The organism is Nocardia sp. NBC_01499, from assembly GCF_045040275.1.
In the GTDB taxonomy this organism is placed as follows: domain Bacteria; phylum Actinomycetota; class Actinomycetes; order Mycobacteriales; family Mycobacteriaceae; genus Nocardia.
The window spans coordinates 8,919,591-8,939,949 of the sequence record NZ_CP109426.1 but is presented as its reverse complement, the minus strand read 5'-3'; the positions used below and the strand labels follow the sequence as shown (position 1 = coordinate 8,939,949).

At 66.9% G+C, this 20,359-nt stretch carries 17 protein-coding genes; 9 read left to right on the top strand and 8 right to left on the bottom strand.

The features are described 5' to 3' along the window. Window positions 1–101: 101 nt before the first annotated feature. Entirely contained in the window at window positions 102–1,217 is a 1,116-nt protein-coding gene (locus OG203_RS40740; RefSeq protein WP_405162522.1) for a glycosyltransferase, read from the top strand. Next, window positions 1,207–2,346, top strand: a complete 1,140-nt coding sequence (gene rffA, locus OG203_RS40735) for a dTDP-4-amino-4,6-dideoxygalactose transaminase (protein WP_405162521.1) — start codon at window positions 1,207–1,209, stop codon at window positions 2,344–2,346. Before OG203_RS40740 ends, rffA begins: the two co-directional genes overlap by 11 nt. 93 nt (window positions 2,347–2,439) lie before the next feature. Here rffA and OG203_RS40730 read toward each other — a convergent pair whose 3' ends face one another. Then, a complete protein-coding gene (locus tag OG203_RS40730; RefSeq protein WP_405162520.1) occupies window positions 2,440–3,045 on the bottom strand; it encodes a class I SAM-dependent methyltransferase in 606 nt (201 codons plus the stop codon). Between the two features lie 128 nt (window positions 3,046–3,173). Continuing rightward, on the bottom strand, window positions 3,174–6,167 hold the full coding sequence (locus OG203_RS40725) for an acyl-CoA synthetase (RefSeq protein ID WP_405162519.1): 2,994 nt from the start codon (window positions 6,165–6,167) through the stop codon (window positions 3,174–3,176). Window positions 6,168–6,676: 509 nt separating this feature from the next. Between OG203_RS40725 and OG203_RS40720 the strand changes: the two genes are divergently transcribed. From OG203_RS40720 to idi, 4 genes are all read left to right on the top strand, one after another. Beyond that, window positions 6,677–8,083 (top strand): family 2B encapsulin nanocompartment shell protein, encoded by a 1,407-nt coding sequence (locus OG203_RS40720; protein WP_405162518.1) that lies wholly within the window; start codon window positions 6,677–6,679, stop codon window positions 8,081–8,083. Window positions 8,084–8,097: 14 nt separating this feature from the next. Next, the gene (locus OG203_RS40715) at window positions 8,098–9,609 is read left to right on the top strand and encodes a family 2 encapsulin nanocompartment cargo protein terpene cyclase (protein ID WP_405162517.1); all 1,512 of its coding nucleotides are present in this window, start codon (window positions 8,098–8,100) and stop codon (window positions 9,607–9,609) included. Between the two features lie 64 nt (window positions 9,610–9,673). Continuing rightward, on the top strand, window positions 9,674–10,546 hold the full coding sequence (locus OG203_RS40710; protein WP_405162516.1) for a geranyl diphosphate 2-C-methyltransferase: 873 nt from the start codon (window positions 9,674–9,676) through the stop codon (window positions 10,544–10,546). Continuing rightward, window positions 10,543–11,115: an isopentenyl-diphosphate Delta-isomerase gene (gene idi, locus OG203_RS40705; RefSeq protein WP_405162515.1), complete on the top strand. Its 573-nt coding sequence runs from the start codon at window positions 10,543–10,545 to the stop codon at window positions 11,113–11,115. Before OG203_RS40710 ends, idi begins: the two co-directional genes overlap by 4 nt. Here idi and OG203_RS40700 read toward each other — a convergent pair. Beyond that, window positions 11,093–11,617, bottom strand: a complete 525-nt coding sequence (locus tag OG203_RS40700) for a hypothetical protein (protein ID WP_405162514.1) — start codon at window positions 11,615–11,617, stop codon at window positions 11,093–11,095. The two genes, idi and OG203_RS40700, sit on opposite strands and share 23 nt — an antisense overlap. Before the next feature lie 265 nt (window positions 11,618–11,882). Here OG203_RS40700 and OG203_RS40695 point away from each other — a divergent pair, with 265 nt between their 5' ends. After that, window positions 11,883–12,233, top strand: coding sequence for a hypothetical protein (locus OG203_RS40695; protein ID WP_405162513.1), 351 nt, complete (start codon window positions 11,883–11,885; stop codon window positions 12,231–12,233). Between the two features lie 79 nt (window positions 12,234–12,312). Here the strand turns inward: OG203_RS40695 and OG203_RS40690 are convergent, their stop codons facing one another. The 3 genes from OG203_RS40690 to OG203_RS40680 form a co-directional block, all read right to left on the bottom strand. Then, entirely contained in the window at window positions 12,313–13,041 is a 729-nt protein-coding gene (locus OG203_RS40690; RefSeq protein WP_405162512.1) for an aspartate/glutamate racemase family protein, read from the bottom strand. Continuing rightward, on the bottom strand, window positions 13,041–14,555 hold the full coding sequence (locus OG203_RS40685) for an NCS1 family nucleobase:cation symporter-1 (protein ID WP_405162511.1): 1,515 nt from the start codon (window positions 14,553–14,555) through the stop codon (window positions 13,041–13,043). Before OG203_RS40685 ends, OG203_RS40690 begins: the two co-directional genes overlap by 1 nt. Before the next feature lie 86 nt (window positions 14,556–14,641). Beyond that, the gene (locus tag OG203_RS40680; RefSeq protein WP_405162510.1) at window positions 14,642–15,364 is read right to left on the bottom strand and encodes a GntR family transcriptional regulator; all 723 of its coding nucleotides are present in this window, start codon (window positions 15,362–15,364) and stop codon (window positions 14,642–14,644) included. Window positions 15,365–15,519: 155 nt separating this feature from the next. Here OG203_RS40680 and OG203_RS40675 point away from each other — a divergent pair, with 155 nt between their 5' ends. Further along, window positions 15,520–16,689 (top strand): serine hydrolase domain-containing protein, encoded by a 1,170-nt coding sequence (locus tag OG203_RS40675; RefSeq protein WP_405162509.1) that lies wholly within the window; start codon window positions 15,520–15,522, stop codon window positions 16,687–16,689. A 216-nt stretch (window positions 16,690–16,905) separates the two neighbouring features. Continuing rightward, window positions 16,906–18,135 (top strand): threonine ammonia-lyase, encoded by a 1,230-nt coding sequence (gene ilvA / locus OG203_RS40670; protein ID WP_405162508.1) that lies wholly within the window; start codon window positions 16,906–16,908, stop codon window positions 18,133–18,135. Window positions 18,136–18,256: 121 nt separating this feature from the next. On the opposite strand, the gene OG203_RS40665 is transcribed toward ilvA, so the two are convergent. Together OG203_RS40665 and OG203_RS40660 are read right to left on the bottom strand one after the other, a co-directional pair. Further along, window positions 18,257–19,231: an ABC transporter substrate-binding protein gene (locus OG203_RS40665; protein ID WP_405162507.1), complete on the bottom strand. Its 975-nt coding sequence runs from the start codon at window positions 19,229–19,231 to the stop codon at window positions 18,257–18,259. Between the two features lie 42 nt (window positions 19,232–19,273). Further along, a complete protein-coding gene (locus OG203_RS40660) occupies window positions 19,274–20,329 on the bottom strand; it encodes an ABC transporter permease (RefSeq protein WP_405162506.1) in 1,056 nt (351 codons plus the stop codon). Window positions 20,330–20,359: the final 30 nt, after the last annotated feature.

The window sequence follows — 20,359 nt, the reverse complement described above, 5'->3', positions numbered from 1 at the left end:
AGGATCTCAAACCCGCACCATGCTAAAGTTCTGGGCGGCTCGGGCCCTGCTGTCCAGCGGGGAATACCGGCACGCACCGTCTTCGAAAGTCGATCCAGCTGATGCCGATTCCCTCCCGCACGCCCCGCCCCGCCGCGGTCGCCCCGAACGGCAGGCCGTCACGGCCGCACGCCGTCTCGGTGGTCGTGCCGATCTACCGTGGCGAGGACACCATCGGCGGACTGGTCGCCGAACTCCACGAGCTGGCCCGCCCCACCCAGACCCCCGGCGGCGCCACCTTCCAGATCGACGAGATCATCCTGGTGCACGACCGCGGCCCGGACCGTTCCGACGTGGTGCTGCAAGACCTCGAGCAGAGCTATCCCGAGGTCCGCACCATCTGGCTCAGCCGCAACTTCGGCCAGGACGCCGCGACGATCGCGGGCATGTCGGCCGCCGGTGGCGACTGGATCGTCACGATGGACGAGGACGGCCAGCACGATCCCCGCTTCATCGGCACCTTCCTCGACGCCGCGCTGACCGAGCGCGCCGAGCTGGTCTACTCCAAGCCGAGCAACACCCGCCCGCACGGCTTCCTGCGCAATATCACCTCGCGCGGCGCGAAGCTGGTGCTCGCGACGCTCTTCGCGTTCCCCGATTCGACCCGTTTCGAGAGCTACCGGCTGATCCGCGGCGCCATCGGCCGCCAGCTCGCCGACGTCGCGTCCAACGGCGTGTATCTCGATGTCGCGCTGACCTGGGTGGTCGGCACCGTCGCGCAGGTGCCGGTGACGCTGCGCGCCGAGGGCCGCGAGGAATCCGGCTACAACTACCGCCGCCTGTTCTCGCTGTTCTGGAAGATGGTGCTGTGCAGCGGAACTCGCGGCCTGCGCCTGGTCAGCCTGCTCGGCGTGACACTCGGCCTCGGCGGCGGCGTGATGGCGGGCGTCATCGTGTACGAGGCACTCACGCGGGACAATTGGGCGCCCGAGGGCTGGTCCTCGATGATCGTCGTGCTGCTGCTGGTTTCCGGTGCGATCTTGTTCTCGCTCGGCCTCATCGCCGAATACCTCGGGGTGGCATTGCATATCCTCGTGGGTAAACCGTTGTATCTGACCGTCGATTCACCGATGCCGCGCCCGGTAGCCGCGGCGGACCCGGACACCGTCTTTCCGGCCGGTGCCAGGGAACTGACCACGACCATCGCTAGCAAGGGGAACGACCGGGTTGAGCACTGATCGCATCATCTTCAGCCGCCCGTTTCGGGCAAGCCGCGAACTGACCAACCTCGCCGCTGTGCTCGGCTCCGACCACAGCCACGGCGACGGACCGTTCACCGCGGCGGCGACCGAGAAGCTGAAGGTCATCACCGAGGCATCGCACGCGCTGCTGACCACCTCGTGCACCTCGGCGCTGGAGATGGCGGGCCTGCTGCTCGAGCTCGGCCCGGACGACGAGGTGATCGTCCCCAGCTTCGCGTTCACCTCCACCGCGACCGCCATGGCGTTGCGCGGGGCCACCTGCGTCTTCGCCGATATCGATCTGGAAACCGGCAACCTCGACCCCGAATCGGTGGCGGCCGTGCTCACCGAACGGACCAAGGCCGTGGTGGTCATCCACTACGGCGGTGTCGCCGCCGACATGGAAGGGCTACTCGCCCTTGCCAATACGCACGGCTTCGCCATCGTGGAGGACAACGCGCACGGCCTCGGCGGCCGGTGGCGCGGGCGCCCGCTCGGCACCCTCGGCAGCCTTGGCACGCTCAGTTTCCACGACACCAAGAACGTGCACTGTGGTGAGGGCGGCGCGCTGCTGCTCACCGACGAGATCCTGATGGCGCGGGCCGAGATCATCCGGGAGAAGGGCACCGACCGCGCCCGCTTCCTGCGCGGCGCGGTGGACAAGTACTCCTGGCAGGACATCGGCTCCAGCTACCTGCCCAGCGAGCTGAACGCGGCGGTGCTCGACGCGCAACTCGACGAGTTCGACACGATCCAGGCCGGACGGCACCGGGTGTGGGACGCCTACGCCGCCGCGCTCCCGGAATGGGCCGCCCGCAACGACGTTCGGCTGATGACCGTGCCCGCCGACCGCGATCACACCGCGCACCTGTACTACCTGCGCACGCCCACCGAGGAACGCCGCGACGACCTGATCGCCCACCTGCGGGCACGCGGCATCGTCGCCCCGTTCCACTATGTGCCACTGGATTCCAGCCCCGCCGGGCTCAAGCTCGGCCGCACCCCGCTGACCTGTGTGCGCAGCGCCGAGTTCTCGGGAACCGTTGTGCGCCTGCCGCTCTGGCCCGATCTCACCGACGAGCAGATCGGTCGCGTCATCGAGGCGGTCACCGACTTCACCGTCTGACGAACGCGTGCCGCTCAGCCGCACGCCTTCTGACATACGCACGCGTGTTAGGGCGGCAAGTCTGCGTGCGAGGAATCAGAGGACGTGCGGCTGTTACGTATTGGCGTCGAGGACGTACAGCTTCTCGCGGCCGCCCGCGATCAGCGAGCGACGCAGTACGCGCGACTCGTAAGGACGGAAGAACTCGTCGAGCGTCGGCTCGGTGAACCGGTGCGCCTGAACGCCGTCGCCCGCGTTGGTGAAACGCTTACCGACGGCGGCGAGCACCCGGTTGTCACTGCTGGCCATATTGCGCACCGGTTCGGCGATGATCACCTGCTTGCGCGCGGCGGTCAGCATCCGGTCGAGCACGGGCGCTGGCTCTGGCAGGAAATGATAGAGGCTGGCCTGCATCAACAGATAGTCGGCCGCGGGCAGCGGGGCATCAGAGTTCAGGTTCCACACCTTGCCCTGCCCGCCCGCTCTGGTGAGCCGGGCAACGAATCGCTCGTTGCGATCGAGACCGGTGTAATCGACCGATTTGGCACGCAGATAGCGGGCGTACAAAGTCGCTGGGCCGCAGCACAAATCGACCACGCTGGCGCCCACCGGCAGCAGCCCTTCGACCGCGCGATACCGATCCGTGTAGTACCGGCCGTATAGCGCGCGGATCAGCAGCTCGTAGACGGTGGCGTTGCGGTAGATAAGGCTCGTACTCACCCAGTACTCCTGACAAATCGGACAGCAACGTCAGCGTCGGATGGTACGGCGCTTGCCACCTCTGCGCGCGACCGGGTCGAGCCGCCGACCTGGGAAATCCGGGCCGTTCGGCAACTCGATTCAGTGCGTCAGCGCTCGCCTAGGAGCTTGGGCGCGTCGTCTTCGGTGAGGACCTCGTAGGCGTCGGAAGTCCGGTTGTACCACCAGGTGTCGGGGCCCGGCGCCGGACGTCCCGCCGCCTGCACCGCGCGAGTGGACGGGCGGTACGAGGAGCTGCGCGGGATCTCGTCCACCACGTAGACCAGATCGGGTCGCTTATCGGGTTCGAGGGCACGCAGCGCCTCGGTCACGTCCTTGGGCTCCAGCCGGAAACCCTTACGCACACTGACCGCGGCAACGGCAATGCAGTGTCCACCCACCCCGCCGACTCCGTCGGCCGCCGACCCCCGGTGATCATCGACTTCGAGCCCATAGGCGACTTCCATGTCGATAGAAGTGATGTCGTTGAGGACATCGACGATCGGCTGCCCATACACCGGCCCGCGCCGGGTGCGGATCACGGTGTCCTTGCGGTCGATCAGCCAGTAGTCGCCCTCGCTGTCGCGGCGGAACAGATTCTCCGTCGGCATCCACGAATCGCCCGGCGCGAACACGCCGCGCAACCCACCCGCGGAGATATCAACCCCCTCGGAGGCCTTGCCCAGCAGCAGCCCGACCTCGTTGTCCGCGCAACGCCGGGCGTAGCCGGAATCGTCGACCAGGATCTCCTCGGCGATCGGGTCGTAGGCGACCAGCTCGACCCTGGCGGTGCCCGGCACCGGCCTGCCCTTGCAGCCCCGTTTGACGCCCTTCACATTGGCAAGCACCACGTCGCCCTCGATGGAGGCATAGAACTCCAGCACCCTGGCCGGGGCGAACTGTTCGGTGGTACGTCGCCACAGACCCGCGGGCATCCCTGAGCCGATGAACAGCCGGATCGGATGCCGATGCCCGGCGGGGAACACCTCGGCGTCGAGGATGTCGCGCAGCATCGTCCAGGTGTAGGTGACCACGGTGACGCCGTAGCGGTGCACCTCCTCGGCGAACTGCGCCGGATCCAGCGAACGCGCGAGCGCGATCCGGCTGCCGCCCGCGATCGCACCGCCGAGGCTCACCAGCAGGCCGGACGAATGATGCAGCGGCGCAAGGCAATACACCGTGTCCCTGCGGTTAAGGTCGGCGGTGGTCGCGGTGCCGAAGGCGGAAAGCGCCCAGCGGTGGTTGCTGATGTACTTGGTCTCCAACCGGTCACCGGTGCCGGTGACGAGCACGAACGCCAGCTCACGCGCGAGCCCGGGATCGGCCCGATACCAGCCGGGCAGTCGCACCTGCGCCGGATCGATCTGCTCGAGGTCGATCACCTTGTCGCTCAACGGAATATCGAGCTGCCGGGAATCACCACCACCGAGTACCAGCACCCGTGCGGCCGTGGTCGCAGCCTGCCGCAGGTTCTCCGGATCCGCGACAACCGTGTCGACGCCGGTGATTTCGAGCGCGCGGGCGAGTTCGCTGCCCGGGGCGAGCAGCACCGCCACCGCGCCGAGCCGAGACAGCGCGGCGACCGTCGCCAGCGCGCTCGGCCTGGTCTCCATGATCACGCCGACCCGCATCGCAGGCCGGATGCCGACCGAGACCAGCCCGCGCACCACGTTGTCGATGCGGACGTTGACCGCGGCGTTGGTGTGCACCCGATCTTCGAACAGGAACAGGTCTTTCAGCGGTGCGCGTCTGCCCTGTTCGGCGATCAGGCGTCCGAGCGAGATGCGGGTGTGCGGCTGGATCATGCCGAGCCTGGTCAGTCGCGGCAGTGCCCGCGCGGCCTCACCGGCCAGCTCGACCGAACCGCGCATGGTGTTGCTCGCAATGCCTTCCAGTGCCTTGCCGACGCCCGCGCCCGCCTCGGCCAGCGACGCGGCGGTGTGCACCGCTCGGGTGGCCGCCGAGCGCGGCCGGTTCGAGTCGACATGCTCGGTCATCGGATGGATCTCCGGCGGCAGCACCTTGTCACGTTCGAGCCAGTCGATCCACTGCCGCACCAGCGGCCAGGTCTGGTTGGTCGCCATGCTGCCCGCCACCAGGCCGAAATGCCCGGCGAGCAGATTGGCCTCATATACCTCCGCGTTCGGCGCGGCCCGCACGATACCGCGCACCGCGGCGGGCTGGCCGATGTCGTCGACCTCGCCGACGAACGCGAGGATCGGGCACTTCAGCTCGGCGAGTGAGACCGGCTGATCGCGAATCACGAAGCCGCCCAACATCAACCGATTGTGCGCGACGAACTGCTTGAGCAGATCCGCCGCGGCCGGACCCGCGTAGCCGACCCAGCCGTCACTGTTGAGGAACCGGCGCTGCCGCTCCTTGGGCAGCAACGCCTCCCGGTCGTGCAGCTGCCGCAGGAAGTCGAGCCTGGCCTTCGCGGTCTTCATCGGGTCGAGCAGCTGGAAACCGATGCGCACCATCGAATCGGTGATCGGCAGCCGGGTGACGACGTGATCGGCCAGGAAGTCGGCGACGTCGGACACCATCCCGTAGGGCAGCCCGAACGGCATGCCCGCGACCACGTCGACGGGACTGCCGAACGTCACGATGCTCTGCACGCCCTTGCCGTACCGGTAGGCGGCGACCTGGTAGGCGAACATGCCGCCCTGCGAATACCCCATCAGGTGCACGGCGCTGCCGGTCGCCTCGGTCACCGCGTCGATCGCGCTGCTGACCGCGAGGACATGGTCGGCGAGGTCGCGCTCCCAGCCCCCCTCTTCGCTGGCGGGTGAGCCGAAATCGACTACCCAGCAATCGATTCCGCCGCGCTGCAGGATGCCGACGGCGCCGTCCTCGACGTTCACGTCCCAGATGTCGGCGTTCACCATCAGTGGCGGAACGAGCAGCGCGACCGGACGACCGGGTGTGGTGTCGTCGGGGAAGTAATGCCGCAGCCGGTACATCCGCCTTCTCTCGACCACCTCGAACGGGGACGATTCGACATCGTGGGTCAGCCCGCCGAAGCGGATGACCTCGAGGCCGTTCTGCGCGGTCGCCATCAACCGCTGCACCGATCCGACCAAATCCTTCGCACTGAACTTCAAGATCGCTCCTGGCCCTACCCTAGAACGTAACCCTCATCATCCGCATCCGCGCACTCCACCGAAGGGATACCCTTCGGCCCCCTGGAAAGTGCGCTGCGATGTGTTCTGACGAGCTTCCCATACCGCGTGTCCATTATGTGTCCGCTGTGACACGATCCATGCACGTTATGCGGGGTCAGTGGCCGATTAACGGCAGATTCACAGGCGGCGCCTGCCGCGCAAGGTAGCTACCCGACGGCGATCTGTCCTCAGTTTCCTCGAATCCGTCCGGGAAGTTATGCCCCGGCGATTCGATCGGCAGCGTGTCGTAACCATCCGTTACGGCATCCGCCGTTTCGCTGCGTGCGGCCCGCTGTCCGGCCTACGATCGATGCCGTCTGGAACGCGCTGTCGCGTAAGCCATTTCGCTCGAGTGACTGGTTTCGCGGGCCGCATTGCCCGCTTGTTTCGCCGTGCAGAATAACCGTCTCCGCATAACGGGGTGACCCCTCTCGAGGTGAGGACAACGCATGACTATCGAAATGCCGGTCCAAACGGAAAACAACCACCGCAAGAGCCTCAGCACCTCGGCCGCGGCCAAGCTGGCGCACACCACCAAATCCGAACCACAGATGCAGGGCATCAGCTCCCGCTGGCTCACCCGCATGCTGCCGTGGACCCAGGTCAACGGCGGTGTCTACCGGGTGAACCGGCGGCGCACGCACACCGTCGGCAATGGCGAGGTCGAATTCGACGTGGACGGCCCGAGGGCCAGGGTCATTCCGTCGGAATTGCGTGAGCTGCCCGCATTGCGCGATTTCGACGACGACGAGGTGCTGCATGCCCTCGCGCAACGATTCCAGCAGCATGATCTGGTGCCGGGCAGCGTAGTCGCCGAATTCGGTAATCCGATGCATCAGATCGTCCTTGTCGTGCACGGCAAGCTGAGCAAGAACGGTTCCGGCGAATACAACGAACACACCATGCTCGGAATTCTGGCGGGCGGCAATTACTTCGGCGACCAGATCCTCACCGACCCGCACGCGATCTGGCCGGTCACCGTCAAAACCGTCACCAGAACAACCCTGCTGGTACTCCCCCGCCAGGCCCTGCACGATCTGCTCGGCAACGCGCCGCGGCTGCGTGCGCAACTGTCCCGAATGGCCGAGGCGCCGACCCAACCGCAGAACACCAAGGGCGAGGCCGCCATCGAGATCGCCTCCGGCCACGTCGGCGAGCCACTGCTGACCGGAACGTTCGTCGACTACGACGCCAGCCCCCGCGAATACGAACTCAGCCTTGCCCAGAGCGTGCTCCGCGTGCACACCCGCGTCGCCGACCTGTTCAACGACCCGATGGATCAGGTCCACCAGCAGCTGCGCCTCACCATCGAGGCCCTCTACGAGCGGCGCGAGCACGATCTGGTCAACAATCCCGAGTTCGGTCTGCTGCACAACTGCGACCTGAAGCAGCGCATCTCCACCGAGTCCGGCCCGCCGACTCCCGACGACATGGACGAACTGCTCAGCATGCGCCGCAGCACCAATCTCTTTATCGCGCACCCGAAAGCGATCGCCGCGTTCGGTCGCGAGTGCAGCAAACGCGGGCTGTATCCGGATCCGGTCGACGTGGACGGCCACCGGGTGCCCGCGTGGCGCGGCGTGCCGATCTTCCCGTGCGGCAAGCTCGCGGTCAGTCCGACCCAGACCACCTCGATCCTCGCCATGCGCCTCGGCGAGCAAGACCAGGGTGTGGTCGGCCTGCATCAGACCGGTATTCCGGACGAGTACGAGCCGAGCCTCAATGTCCGCTTCAAGGGCATCGACGACCAGTCGATCATCTCCTACCTGGTCAGCTGCTACTACTCAGCCGCCGTGCTGGTGCCGGACGCGCTAGGCGCGCTCGACAACGTTCTCGTCGCTCGGCAAACGGACTGACGGAGAGATGAGCCATGTCGATGCTGTCGCGCACCCTTGCTTTGCCCGCTACCCACGAGGTCGCCACCGCCGTTACCGCACTGCTCTCCAACCTGAGTGGTGGCGCACCATCGGTATTGGTGCGCAAGGAGGCAGCCGCGCCGGAGGGGGCCGAGACAGCCACGCCGGACGCACCCGCCGCCACTGTGCCCGCCCGGCCACGAATACTGGGTCCGACCGGCCTCGGTGCCGCGTCACTCTTGATCACGCCACCGATCCCCACGACGGGATCGACTGTCCCACCGGTCATCTCATCGACACCGCCGGAACAGCCGCGCATGACGGCCGGCACCGTTGCGGAACAGACCAGCACACCGCCACGCGTGATGCCAACCACCGGCACTATCGGGGAACAGACGACGCCGACAATGCCGTCCGGCCCGACTATCACGCTGAATCCGACTGCCGCACCAAGGATCAGCGAGTCGCCCACCCCGGCGACAAGCCGTATCCCCAGCGGCCCAACTGGATTGGGCACTACATCGACCCGCCGCAGCGGCACCGATGCCGCGGTCCCCCCGCTCTATTGCCCGCCCCCGATGCGCGATGACCCGACGCTTGCCGCGGTCGTCGACGAGCGAATCATTGCCTGGGCCAAGGCGATCGGCCTCTATGAGGGCAGGCTGGACGATCTGCGTGACGCGGGCTTCGGCCGGCTGATCATGCTCGCCCACCCCGACTGCGACGACCCGGACCGGCTGCTCGCCGCCGCGAAGTGCGCGGTCGCCGAATGGTCGGTCGACGACTACTACTGCGACGCCGGAGCCGACGACACCGCACCCGACGGCACACCGTCGAGCGCCGAGACCGAACTGGGCCCGAGGCTCGAACTGGTCGCTGCCGCAATAGATCCCGTCCACCTCCCCGCGCGCTACGTCGCGCGGGTCGAACAAGCGATGCAGGCGGACCCGATCCTGCGCGCATTCCGCACCGCCTTCGCGCACATGGCCGAGTACGCCACGCCCGCACAGCTGGCCCGCCTGCGTACGGAGATCTCGGGCTGGTTCATCGCGCTCGGCGCCGAAGCGGGCTGGCGGCTGTCCGGCCGGACACCGCAGGCCTGGGAGTACCTCACCAACCGCCAGCCGCACAGCTTCCTACCGTGCATGGCAGTGATCGACGTGGTCGGCGGCTACGAACTCCAGGCAGCCGAATACACCGATCCCCGGGTGCGCCGGGTGGTCACCACCGCCGCGCTCGCCAGCCAGCTGGTGAACGACCTTTACTCCATGGCTCGCGAAGACCGTTCGGACGGTAGGGAATTCAACCTCCCGACCGTGCTGGTCGCCGAGGAAGGCTGCACCCAACGCGAGGCCGTCCTGCGCACGGCCGAGATACACGACGAACTGATGCACCGCTTCGAACTAGAGGCGGCGCCCTTGGCCGCCCTCGGCTCCGCCGAACTACGCCGATACCTCACCGGCGTGTGGGCCTGGCTCGGCGGCAGCCGCGCCTGGCACGCGGACAGCAAGCGCTACATCGATTGACACCTCGAAAAGCCGCGCCACCGCTAGCGAAATCGACAGTGCTGCAACGAGAGGGTGAATTGGCATGACCATTCTCAATCCGGCCACCGACGCCGTGCTCCAAACCAGCTACCAGAAGGCCGTTGCCGCGTACTGGAACAACAACCCCAACGATGACCGGGTCAATACGAAACTCGGTGAGGTGGACGGGCTTTACCACCACCACTACGGCATCGGCGCACCCGACCTCTCGGTGCTGAGCGGGCCCGAGGAGACCCGCCAGGAGCGAATCGTCAAGGAACTGCACCGTTTAGAGACCGCGCAGGCCCAGCTGTTGCTGGACCATCTCGGCACGGTCCACCCGGGTCAGCGCCTGATGGACGGCGGATCCGGCCGTGGCGGAACAAGTTTCCTGGCCAACCAGCGCTTCGGCTGCCAGGTCGACGGCGTCACCATCTCCGAGTACCAGGTGCGCTTCGCGAACCAGCAAGCGGCGCAGCGCGGAGTACAGGACAAGGTGCGGTTCCATTTCCGGAACATGCTGGAGACCGGCTTCGAGCCGTGGTCGATGCGCGGCATCTGGACCAACGAGACCACCATGTACGTCGACCTGTTCGAGCTGTTCCACGAATTCTCCCGGCTGCTCGAACCGGGCGGCCGCTACGTGTGCATCACCGGCTGCTCCAACGACGTCACCGGCGGCCGCTCGTCCTCGGTCAGCTGGATCGACGCGCACTACGGCTGCATGATCCATCCGCGCAGCGAGTACTTCCGCGCGATGGCCGAGAACAACCTGGTCCCGATCGAGGTGACCGACCTCACCGCGGCCACCATCCCCTACTGGGAACTGCGCACGAAATCCGAGCTCGCGACGGGTGTGGAGCGCCCATTCCTCACCGCCTACCAGGAGGGCAGCTTCCAGTACCTGCTCATCGCCGCCGATAAGGTGGGCAGGTGACCGAGACCTTCGCCAAGGCGATCACCGACCGCGAGTCCCTGCCCGTCGAGCTCGTCGACGACGCGGGGCACGCGATCGGTACCTGCCCGGTGTCGCAGGCACATCAGGCGCCGGGACAGCTGCATCGCGCGTTTTCGGTGCTGCTGTTCGACGATGCGGGGCGGGTGCTGCTGCAGCAGCGGGCCGCGGTGAAAACCCGCTTCCCGTCGCGGTGGGCCAACACCTGCTGCGGCCATCCCGCGCCGGGTGAGCCCGTAGCGGCGGCCGCGGCGGTTCGCCTCGCCGAGGAGATGGGCCTGGCCACCTCGTGCACCGAGGTAGGCGTGTACCGCTACCGCGCCGAGGACCCGGCGACCGGCCGCGTCGAGTTCGAGTGGGACCACGTCCTGCTCGGCAAGCTCAGCGTCGGTGTCCCTCGCCCCGACCCGGCCGAGGTCGCCGACTACGCCTGGGTCGAGCTCGGCGCGTTACGCGAGGCGATGGCCGCCGATCCGGCCGGCTACACCCCGTGGCTTGCCGGTGTGCTCGAGCTGGCCGAGCGGGCGCTCACTGAAACGTGGCCGCGCTGAGCCGTCCGACACCGGTGCGCACCCCTGGGCCGAGGCAGCCGCCGATCATGGCCGGGGTCATCATCTCGTAGTCGGCGATGATCCGGACCTTGCTGCCCTGGCCGAGCCCGTCGACGACGTCGAGGGTGCCGATCGTCGGCTGCTGCATGGTCACCGGCCACGGTCCCCACAGCCTGCTCGTCTCGCCGTCCGACCAGAGCACGTCGACGGTGATCGGCCCGTCCGCCGGGCGCATGCAGTCCGATGTCGCGATGTGCGTGCCGGTGAAGGTGCCGCCGCTGATGCCCTCCGGGCCGCCGGTGCAGTCGCGGAGCACGCCGACGGAGGTGAACGTCAGCGCGTGCGGCGTCATATCGATCGCGCCGTCCGCCGCCGTCCACCGGAAGTCGCCGTTCGCGCAGGTACCCCCGGGCGGCAATGCGGACACGACAGGGATATCGCACGGGACGAGCAAGGCCGCGGCTACGGCGGTCGTTGTGGCGATCTTCCCGAGCATCAACACTGCGGCACCTCTTCTCGCGGGTGGTGGACCTGCAGAAACGGTGGAGCACGAGCAGGGTGAGACTCCCATACCGTCCATGCTGTTCTAGTCCGACACACTCGGGACCGAGCCTTGATCAACTATGGCAACCACATCCATAGATGCGCATATCTAAGTAATGCCATGTTATAAACCCTGAGAGAAATCATAGGAACGGCACAGGCTATGACCAGGTCGGCCCGGCATTGTGGGGTGCGTAGGAGTTCTCGGCGAAATGAGGTGCGTGATGGTCGAAATCCAGGTCACCGGTACGACTGTGACTATCCAGGTAGTCGGCGGGCATCAGGTGCTCGCCCTGCGTGAGCACATCACCTTCGACCTAGCGAACATCACCGAGGTGGTCCGAGCCGAAGTTGACCTGCGCCCGCCGTGGGTGCGCGCGCCAGGCACCTTCTTCCCCGGCGTGATCGCGGCGGGGACGTTCCGAGGCAAGGGCCGTAAAGAGTTCTGGGACACCAGGTTCGACGGCCGCGCGGTCCGCATCGAGCTCGACGGCGGCCCGTTCACCCGCCTCGTCGTCGACGTCGACGATCCTGACCTCACCCTGCGCGCCCTGCGGACCGCCGCCGCCGCGTAACCGGCACAATCGCACGCCTCCTGATGTCCCGCACCGAACTTCGCACGCGATTCTCGGTGCGGGACATCAGGAATGGGGACTAACCACCGAAGCTACGCAGCATACCGGTGTACGGCTTGGGTGGCGGTGCGGCGAACTCTCCCCTGCCCGACTTGCGCAGGCCGAGCGTGACCAGCGACTGCACGGTCAGCGTCGCCGCCGCCACCCCGTCGATCACCGGCACCCCGATCTCGTCGCGGATGTGTGCGCACAGGTCCGCCATGCCCGCGCAGCCGAGCACGATCGCGTCGGAGCCGTCGGCGTCCACCGCCTCGCGGCAGGCCTCGGTAACGATCTTGCGCGCGTCCGGGTCCGTGTCGAGCGCGAGCACCGGTAGCTCACAGGCGTGGATGCCGAGGCAAAACCGTTGCTGCCCATAGCGTTCCACCAGGTCGCCGGCGCGTCCGATGGTTCGGCTCAAGGTGGTGACGACGCTGAACCCGCGGCCGAGATGACCGGCCGTCCGCATCGCCGCCTCGGCGATACCGATCACCGGACCGCTCGCGAGTTCCCGCGCGGCGTCCAATCCTGGATCGCCGAAGCAGGCGATCACATAACCGTCGACACCCTCCTGCTCGCCGCGCCGTATGGCGGCGAGAATGCCTGGGACGCTGAGGGCTTCGTCGTAGTGACTCTCGATCGACGCGGGCCCCATCTCGGCGGTCACCGCGTCGAGGAGGGTGCCGGGACCGGCGACGGCCCCGGCACACTCCGCGATCGTGTCGGTCATCGCCCGCGTCGTGTTCGGGTTGACCAGACGGATACGCATCAGGCGGGTACTCCCTGCACCGCCAACCTCGTTCGAGTGGCAAGCACGTGGTAGACGGCGAAGCCGAGGCCGCAGCCGATGAACCAGCTGTACTGCGCCGCCGTGTACATGCCGGTGATGTCCTTGGCAAGCACCGGGATCACCGCGACCAGCGCGCCGATCGCGGTCGCGATGACCGCCGCCGGGTTGTATCCCTTTCGGTACCAGTAGCTTCCGGACTTCGACATGGTGAACAGGTCGTCAACCACCACGTGCTGCTTGCGCACCAGGTAGTAGTCGGCGATGAGCACGCCGAACAGCGGACCGATGAACGCGCCGAGCACCTCGAGGGTGTAGTGGATAACCTCGGGGTTGTTGTACAGGTTCCACGGCGTGATCAGCACCGAGCCGACCGCGGCGATCATGCCGCCCGCGCGCCAGCTGATCCGCTGCGGGTTCACGTGCGAGAAGTCGAAGGCCGGTGAGATGAAGTTCGCCACGATATTGATGCCGACGGTGGCGACCGTGAAGGTCAACGCGCCCAACACGATCGCGAACGTGCTGTCGATGCGCGCGACCGTCGCCACCGGGTCGGTGATCAGCTCGCCGTAGACCGGAACCGTCAGCGACGCCGTGATCACCACCAGCAGCGAGAACAGCAGGAAGTTGACCGGAAGGCCGAGCAGGTTGCCCCGGCGCACGGCGGCGAAAGTCTTTCCGTAGCGGGAGAAGTCACCGAAGTTCAGCATCGGCCCGGAGAAGTAGGACACCACGAGCGCGATGGCGCCGAGCATGACCGGCAGCGAGTCCCAGCCCGTGTATTTCACCGTGCCGAGGTTCAGATCGATGGCATGCCAACCCGCTTTCGCGATCAGGTACCCGCAGAGCAGGAACATCACCACGTACACGGCGGGCCCGCAGAAGTCGATGAACCTGCGAATGGATTCCATGCCGCGCCAGAACACGCATGCCTGCACCACCCACAGCGCCAGGTAACTCCCCCAGCCGAGCAGCGAAAGGCCGAGGAAGCCATAATCATCGACCACCGCGTAGGGCGCCAGGCTCGGAAAGAGCTTCACCAGAACGACATCAAGCGCCGCTGAAGCCAGGAAGGTCTGAATCCCGTACCAGGCCACCGCGATCAAGCCGCGAATGATGGCGGGGATGTTCGCGCCGATCACCCCGAAGGCGCTGCGGCACATCACCGGATACGGCACGCCGGTCACCTGGCTCGGCTTCGCGACCAGGTTGCAGAAGAAATAGACGATGGTGATGCCGATCAGCAATGCCGCGAGCACCTGCCAGCTGGCCAGGCCGAGCGCGAACAGGCTGCCCGCGGTGACGTAGCCGCCGACGCTGTGCACGTCCGACATCCAGAAGGCGAAGATGTTGTACGAGCCCCAACTCTGCTCGCGCAGCGGCGCGAGATCCGCATTGGTGAGGCGCGGGTCGTAGCCGGTATTCGGCGATATCGTGTCGGGCGATGCGGCGAGAGTCGGCGGTGCGAAGCTCGGTGCCGCGATGGTTTCGGTCATTGTTTTTCCCATCCGGGAGGTGAAACTGTGCTCGAAACGACGCTAGGGATTCGCCATTGCCCGTCCGTTTCGCCGTTATTTCCCGGCTATTGCGCGGCAGATATATCTTCCGGCGCGAGCAGCCCGGTATCCGTCGGCAACGTCGCGATCACCGTCTCCAGCCTGCGGTGATGGCGTTCGGCGATGAGCAGCAGCCGATCGACGTCACGGGCAAGGAAGGCGTCCATCATCAGCGCGTGATCGGTGTGCAGGCGCACCCGGTCGCCGCGGCTGATGTGCACCATGGACTGCACCGGCTCGGTGACGTTCCACGCCGATTCCAGCATGTACAGCAGCCGGAACATGCGCGACGGCCTGGTCAGCGCGACGTGGAAGTCACGGGATCGGCGGTGGTAGGCGGCCGGATCGTCGTCCCGGATCGCCTGCTCGAGCAGCGCGTTCACCTCGATCAGTTCCGCGCGGTCGGCGGCGCTCGCGTTCAGCGCGGCCGCGGCGAGCGAGGCGTTCTCCAGGGTCTCCCTGACGATGTACATCTCGCGCAGCTCGGCGGCGGTCAGCTGACCCACCGCGTAGCCGCCGTGCGGTTCATGGGTGACCAGGCCCTCGCCGATCAGCGTCTTGAGCGCCTCGCGGACCGGGATGTGACTCACCCCGAACAGCTCGGCCACCTCGCGCAGCGGGATGACGGTGAGCGGGGGCACCGCGCCGTCCAGGATCACCCGGCGGAGTTCGCCGAGGATCACTTGCGGTCGGCCGGGCGCGTCGACAACCAACCTCGCGAGCAGCGCCGAACGTCGTCTCGGGGGCATGCCGAACACGCTAGGCCAGGCGTGTTGCCATCTCGGTCAGCTGTGTGACGCTCAGGAAACGTCTTCGGGAGAACCGACCGGTCGCGTGGGAGGGCGGATACGCCGATTGATCACGTTCGTGCAATTCTGGATTCACGTACTACAGAGAGTTTTCGATGACGGCTTCGGCAGCACAGTTCGTAGATCGCCGGTTCGCGACCCTGGTCGCCGAGTTCGACCGGCTGTTCCGGCGGCCCATCGACGGCGGCGGGGCGCTCGCGGTCTACCTGCACGGCGAGCCGGTGGTCGACGTCTGGGCCGGATACGCGCGGCCGGAGGTGCCGTGGGAGCGCGACACGATGGCCATGGCGTATTCGACCGGTAAGGGCGTGGCGAGCACGGTGCTGCATCGGCTCGCCGAGCGCGGCCGAGTCGCCTACGCGGAACCGGTCGCGACGTACTGGCCCGAATTCGGTGCGGCCGGTAAGGAACGCATCACCGTGCGCGAATTGCTCAGTCACCGAGCGGGTTTGCATCGACTACGCGGTCTGCTGCCCGGTCCGTTCGATCGATTCTTCGACGACGCGGCGGTGACGACGGCGCTCGCCGCGGCCGAGCCGGATCCGCGCCGCCTCGTCACCAGTGGGTATCACGGAATCACCTTCGGGCATTTGGTCGCCGAGCTGGTGCGGCAGATCACCGGCACGGAGTTCACCGAGGTGTTGCGCACCGAGATCGCCGAACCGCTTGCGGCGCACGACCTCTGGTTCCGGGTGCCGGAGGGTGAGCGGAACCGGATCGCGACCAACTTCCCCCGGCTGACGGTGGCGGGTATGAGTTGGGAGAACAGCTCCCGGCTGCTCGGCCGAACCAGGTTCTCGGCCGCCATGGACACCACTCCGAAGGGCTTCGCCGACCTGGTTTCCGATCCGCGCCTGCATGATTCGGTGATGCCCGGCCTCAACGGGGTGTTCTCCGCCCGCTCGCTGGCCCGTGTCTACGGCGCGCTCGCCAATGGTGGCGAACTCGATGGGTATCAGCTGCTTCGCCCCGAGACCATCGAGCTGATCACCCGACGCCAGGTCTTCACCCCGGATTATGTTCTCGCTCTGCGTGTTCCCTGGGGTCTCGGTTATCACGCCGTCCCCATGAAGCCGTCCAAGGCTGAGCCGATCTCCGCGTTCGGCCATTTCGGACTCGGCGGCTCCGGCGCGTTCGCCGATCCGGCCACGGGCATGTCCCTCGGCTTCGTCACCAACCGCTTGGGCGGCCGCCTCACCCCCTTGGGCGACGCCCGCCTGGCCCGCCTCGGCGCGGTTGCGCACAACCTCGCCAAAGCAGCCTGACGCCTGCTCGCCAGAGTGGCGATCGGAGGGCCGCCTTCGGTCGCTCTTGTGCGTCGCCTTCGGTCATAGGTCGACCGACGCATCAGGTCGACTGTCGAACGACGGCGGCATTCCGGCTGAAGTCGCCTTCAGTCGACAGCGGTCGGATGGCCCGTCGAATTGGGGGCGCGGCGTCCGCCCGGGAATCGTGGGACGTATCGGGCCCGGGGTGGCAGCATGTGCGGCATGGAGTTGGTCGGTATGGAACGGATCAAGGCTGCCGCGGAGTTGCTGGCGCCGGTGATTCGGAAGACGCCCATCGTGGCGTCGCGGGTGCTTTCGGAACGAGCAGGCACCGAGGTTTTGCTGAAATGCGAGAACTTGCAGCGGACCGGGTCGTTCAAGCCCCGCGGCGCCTATAACCGCATTGCTAATCTGCCCGCCGAGGATCGCGCTCGCGGGGTGGTTGCGGCGAGCGCAGGTAACCACGCGCAGGGGGTGGCCTGGGCGGCGACTTCGCTTGGCATCACCTCGACGGTTTTCATGCCGGTGGGTGCCTCGCTGCCGAAGCTGGCGGCGACCAAGGCGTACGGGGCCGAGGTGCGACAGGTCGGCGAGATCATCGATGACGCGTTGGACGCGGCGATCGAGTTCGCCGAACGCACCGGCGCGACGCTGATCCATCCGTTCGACCACCCGGACATCGTGGCCGGGCAGGCGACGGTGGCGCTGGAGATTCTGGAACAGATCCCTGATGTCGGGACGGTGCTGGTGCCGACCGGCGGCGGCGGACTGCTCGCCGGCATCGCGGTGGCGCTGCATCATCTGGCCCCGCAGGTGCGGGTGGTCGGCGTGCAGGCGAAGGAGGCGGCCGCCTGGCCGGGTTCGCTGGCGGCGGGCAAGCCGGTGCGGGTCGGGCGGATGGCGACGATGGCCGATGGTATTGCCGTCGGACAGCCGGGGAAGGTGCCGTTCGTTCATGTGGCGGAGCATGTTCCGACCATGTTGACCGTCGACGAGGATTCCCTGTCCAAGGCGCTGCTGCTGTGCCTGGAGCGAGCCAAGCTGATCGTCGAGCCTGCGGGCGCCGCCGCGGTCGCGGCTCTGATGAGTTGTGCCGCAACGGATCTCGATCTGAAGGGGCCGGTCTGCGCGGTGCTGTCCGGCGGCAATATCGACCCGCTGCTGCTCACCCGTTTGATCGGCCACGGTTTGAGCGCGGCGGGCCGCTATCTCGCTGTCCGCGTGACGATTTCGGACCGGCCCGGCGGCTTGAGCGCACTGCTCGCGGTGGTCGGCAAGACCGGCGCCAGCGTGGTCGACGTGGCCCATGCCCGCACCGGCACCCGGCTCGCACTCGACGAGGTAGAGGTCTCCCTCACCCTCGAAACCCGAGGCCCCACCCACCGCGACGACGTCCTCAACGCCCTCGCCAACGCGGAATACTCGGTCCGCGTAGAGGATTGACGTCCCCGAGCGGGACATGGTGGCGGCAAACGTCGAGTAAGCCCGCCCCCATGTCCCGTTCGGCGACCTGGATATGCCGACCGGACGCGGTGGCGCGCCCGGTCGGCCCCTCATCCGACTGTCAGCACTTGCGCTTGTAGAAGTACTTCGCGTTGGCGTCCATGTCCGCCTGGGTGATCGCGATCATGTCGGTCTGAATGTTGCGGGTGACCGGCTTGCCCTCGATGGCCGCGGCGGCCTGGTCGACGCCCTTGGCGCCGATGCCCGCCGGGTCCTGGGCGATAAGTGCTTGCACGGTACCGGCTTTCAGGTCCTCGACCTGCTTGGGGCTTGCGTCGAAGCCGACCAGCTTGACCTGACCGAGCTTGTTCGCGTTGCGCAGGCCGGTGGCCGCGCCCTCGGCCGAGCTGAGGTTGGTGGCGAAGATACCGGCGAGGTCGGGGTGCGCGGCCAGCGTCGCGGTGACGATCGACGCCGCCTGTGCCGCTTCGTTGTTGTTGTACTGCACGCCGAGCGAGCTGATGCCGGGGAAGCTCTTGACCGCGTCCTCGAAGCCCTGTGCCCGTGCGTCGGTGGTTGAGGTGCCCGCCTTGGTGTTGATCACCAGCACCGGGCCCTTCTCCCCCACCAGCTTCGCCAAGGTCTGCGCCGCAAGCGCGCCGCCCTTCGTGTTGTCCGACGAAATCGACGACACCGCAATGGATGTGTCGTCGAGCGCGGTGTCGACCTCGACGATCTTGATGCCCGCGTCCTTGGCCTGCTTGATCGGATTGGCCATGGCGGTGGCGTGCGTCGGCGCGATCAGGATGGCGCCGGGCTTGTTCGCCACCACACCGGTCAGCACCGGGGTCTGCGACCCGGCGTCGAATTTGGTCGGCGCCTGGGTGTCCAGCTTGTAGCCGAGCTTCGCGGCCTCGTCCTGCGCGCCGCACTGCATCGAGATGTAGAACGGCTCGTCGGCGACGCCCGGAATCAGCACCAGCTTCTTGCTGTCCGTGCTGCCCGAATTGCTCACCTGCCCACTACAGGACACCAGCAGCGCGCCGACCGACACGATCGCGCCGATCACCACCGCTGTCCGCTTGGCCACCCTCATTGGCTTACCTCCGCCGTATTGTGTTGTTGCACTATCGAATTCCTACTTCCGGTCCCGGGCCCGGCGGCGGAGCTGGTCGAACCAGACCGCCGCGACGAGTACCACGCTCACCGCGATCGGCTGCCAGAACACCGGCACCTGCGCGATGACGAACCCCTTCTTCAGCACCGACGGAATGAACACGCCGATCACCGTGCCGACGATCGATCCGACGCCACCGAAAAGGCTGGTGCCACCGATCACTACGCCCGCGATGGCATCCAGGTTGTCGGTGGTGTGCCCGCCGATGGTGGTGGTGCCGAAGTAGGCCAGGTTCATGAAACCCGCCAGACCGGCGAGCACGCCGGTGAGCAGGTACACCGCCACCAGATGCCGGGTGACCGCGATGCCGGAACGCCGGGCGGCCTCCTCATTGGAGCCGATGGCGTAGGTGTAGCGACCGAAACGGGTGGTGTGCAGCACCCAGGCGGCGAGCACCGTCACCACGGTGGCGACAAGCACCAGGTTGGGTATGCCGCCCAGCGTGGTGCCGAAACCGAGTGTGTCACGCAGATTTTCGGGCACCGTCCTGGTGTCCACGCCGCCGGTGATCAGCTGGGCCGCGCCGAGCGCGGCGCCGAACGAACCGAGCGTGACGATCAGCGGCGGAATCTTGGCCTTGGCCACCAGCAATCCGTTGATCAGCCCCCAAACACCGCCGCCCGCAATGGAAAGCAGGAAGCCGACGGCGATGATGCCCCAGCCCGCGCCGGTGGCGTCCTGGTCCGGGCTCAGCCACTCCATCGACTTCGCGCCGATCACGCCGGAGAAGATCAGCACCATGCCGACCGAGAGGTCGATGCCGGAGGTGATGATCACGAATGTCATCCCCACCGAAAGCACAAGCAGCACCGAGGTTTCGATGAGCAAGGTCTGAAAGGTGAACCGGGTCGGGAACGCATCCGGCCGGAGGACACTGAAGACGATGCACAGCGCGACAAGGACGACGCCGATCCATACCGTGCTCGCGCCGAGAAGTCGTTGCAGGACAGTGCGTTCGGGCAGCTCGGTGCCGCCGTTATCGTTACCGTCGACTTTGACGGACTTGACCTCACTCATGCCACATCCTGTAACTCGCGGGAATTCGAC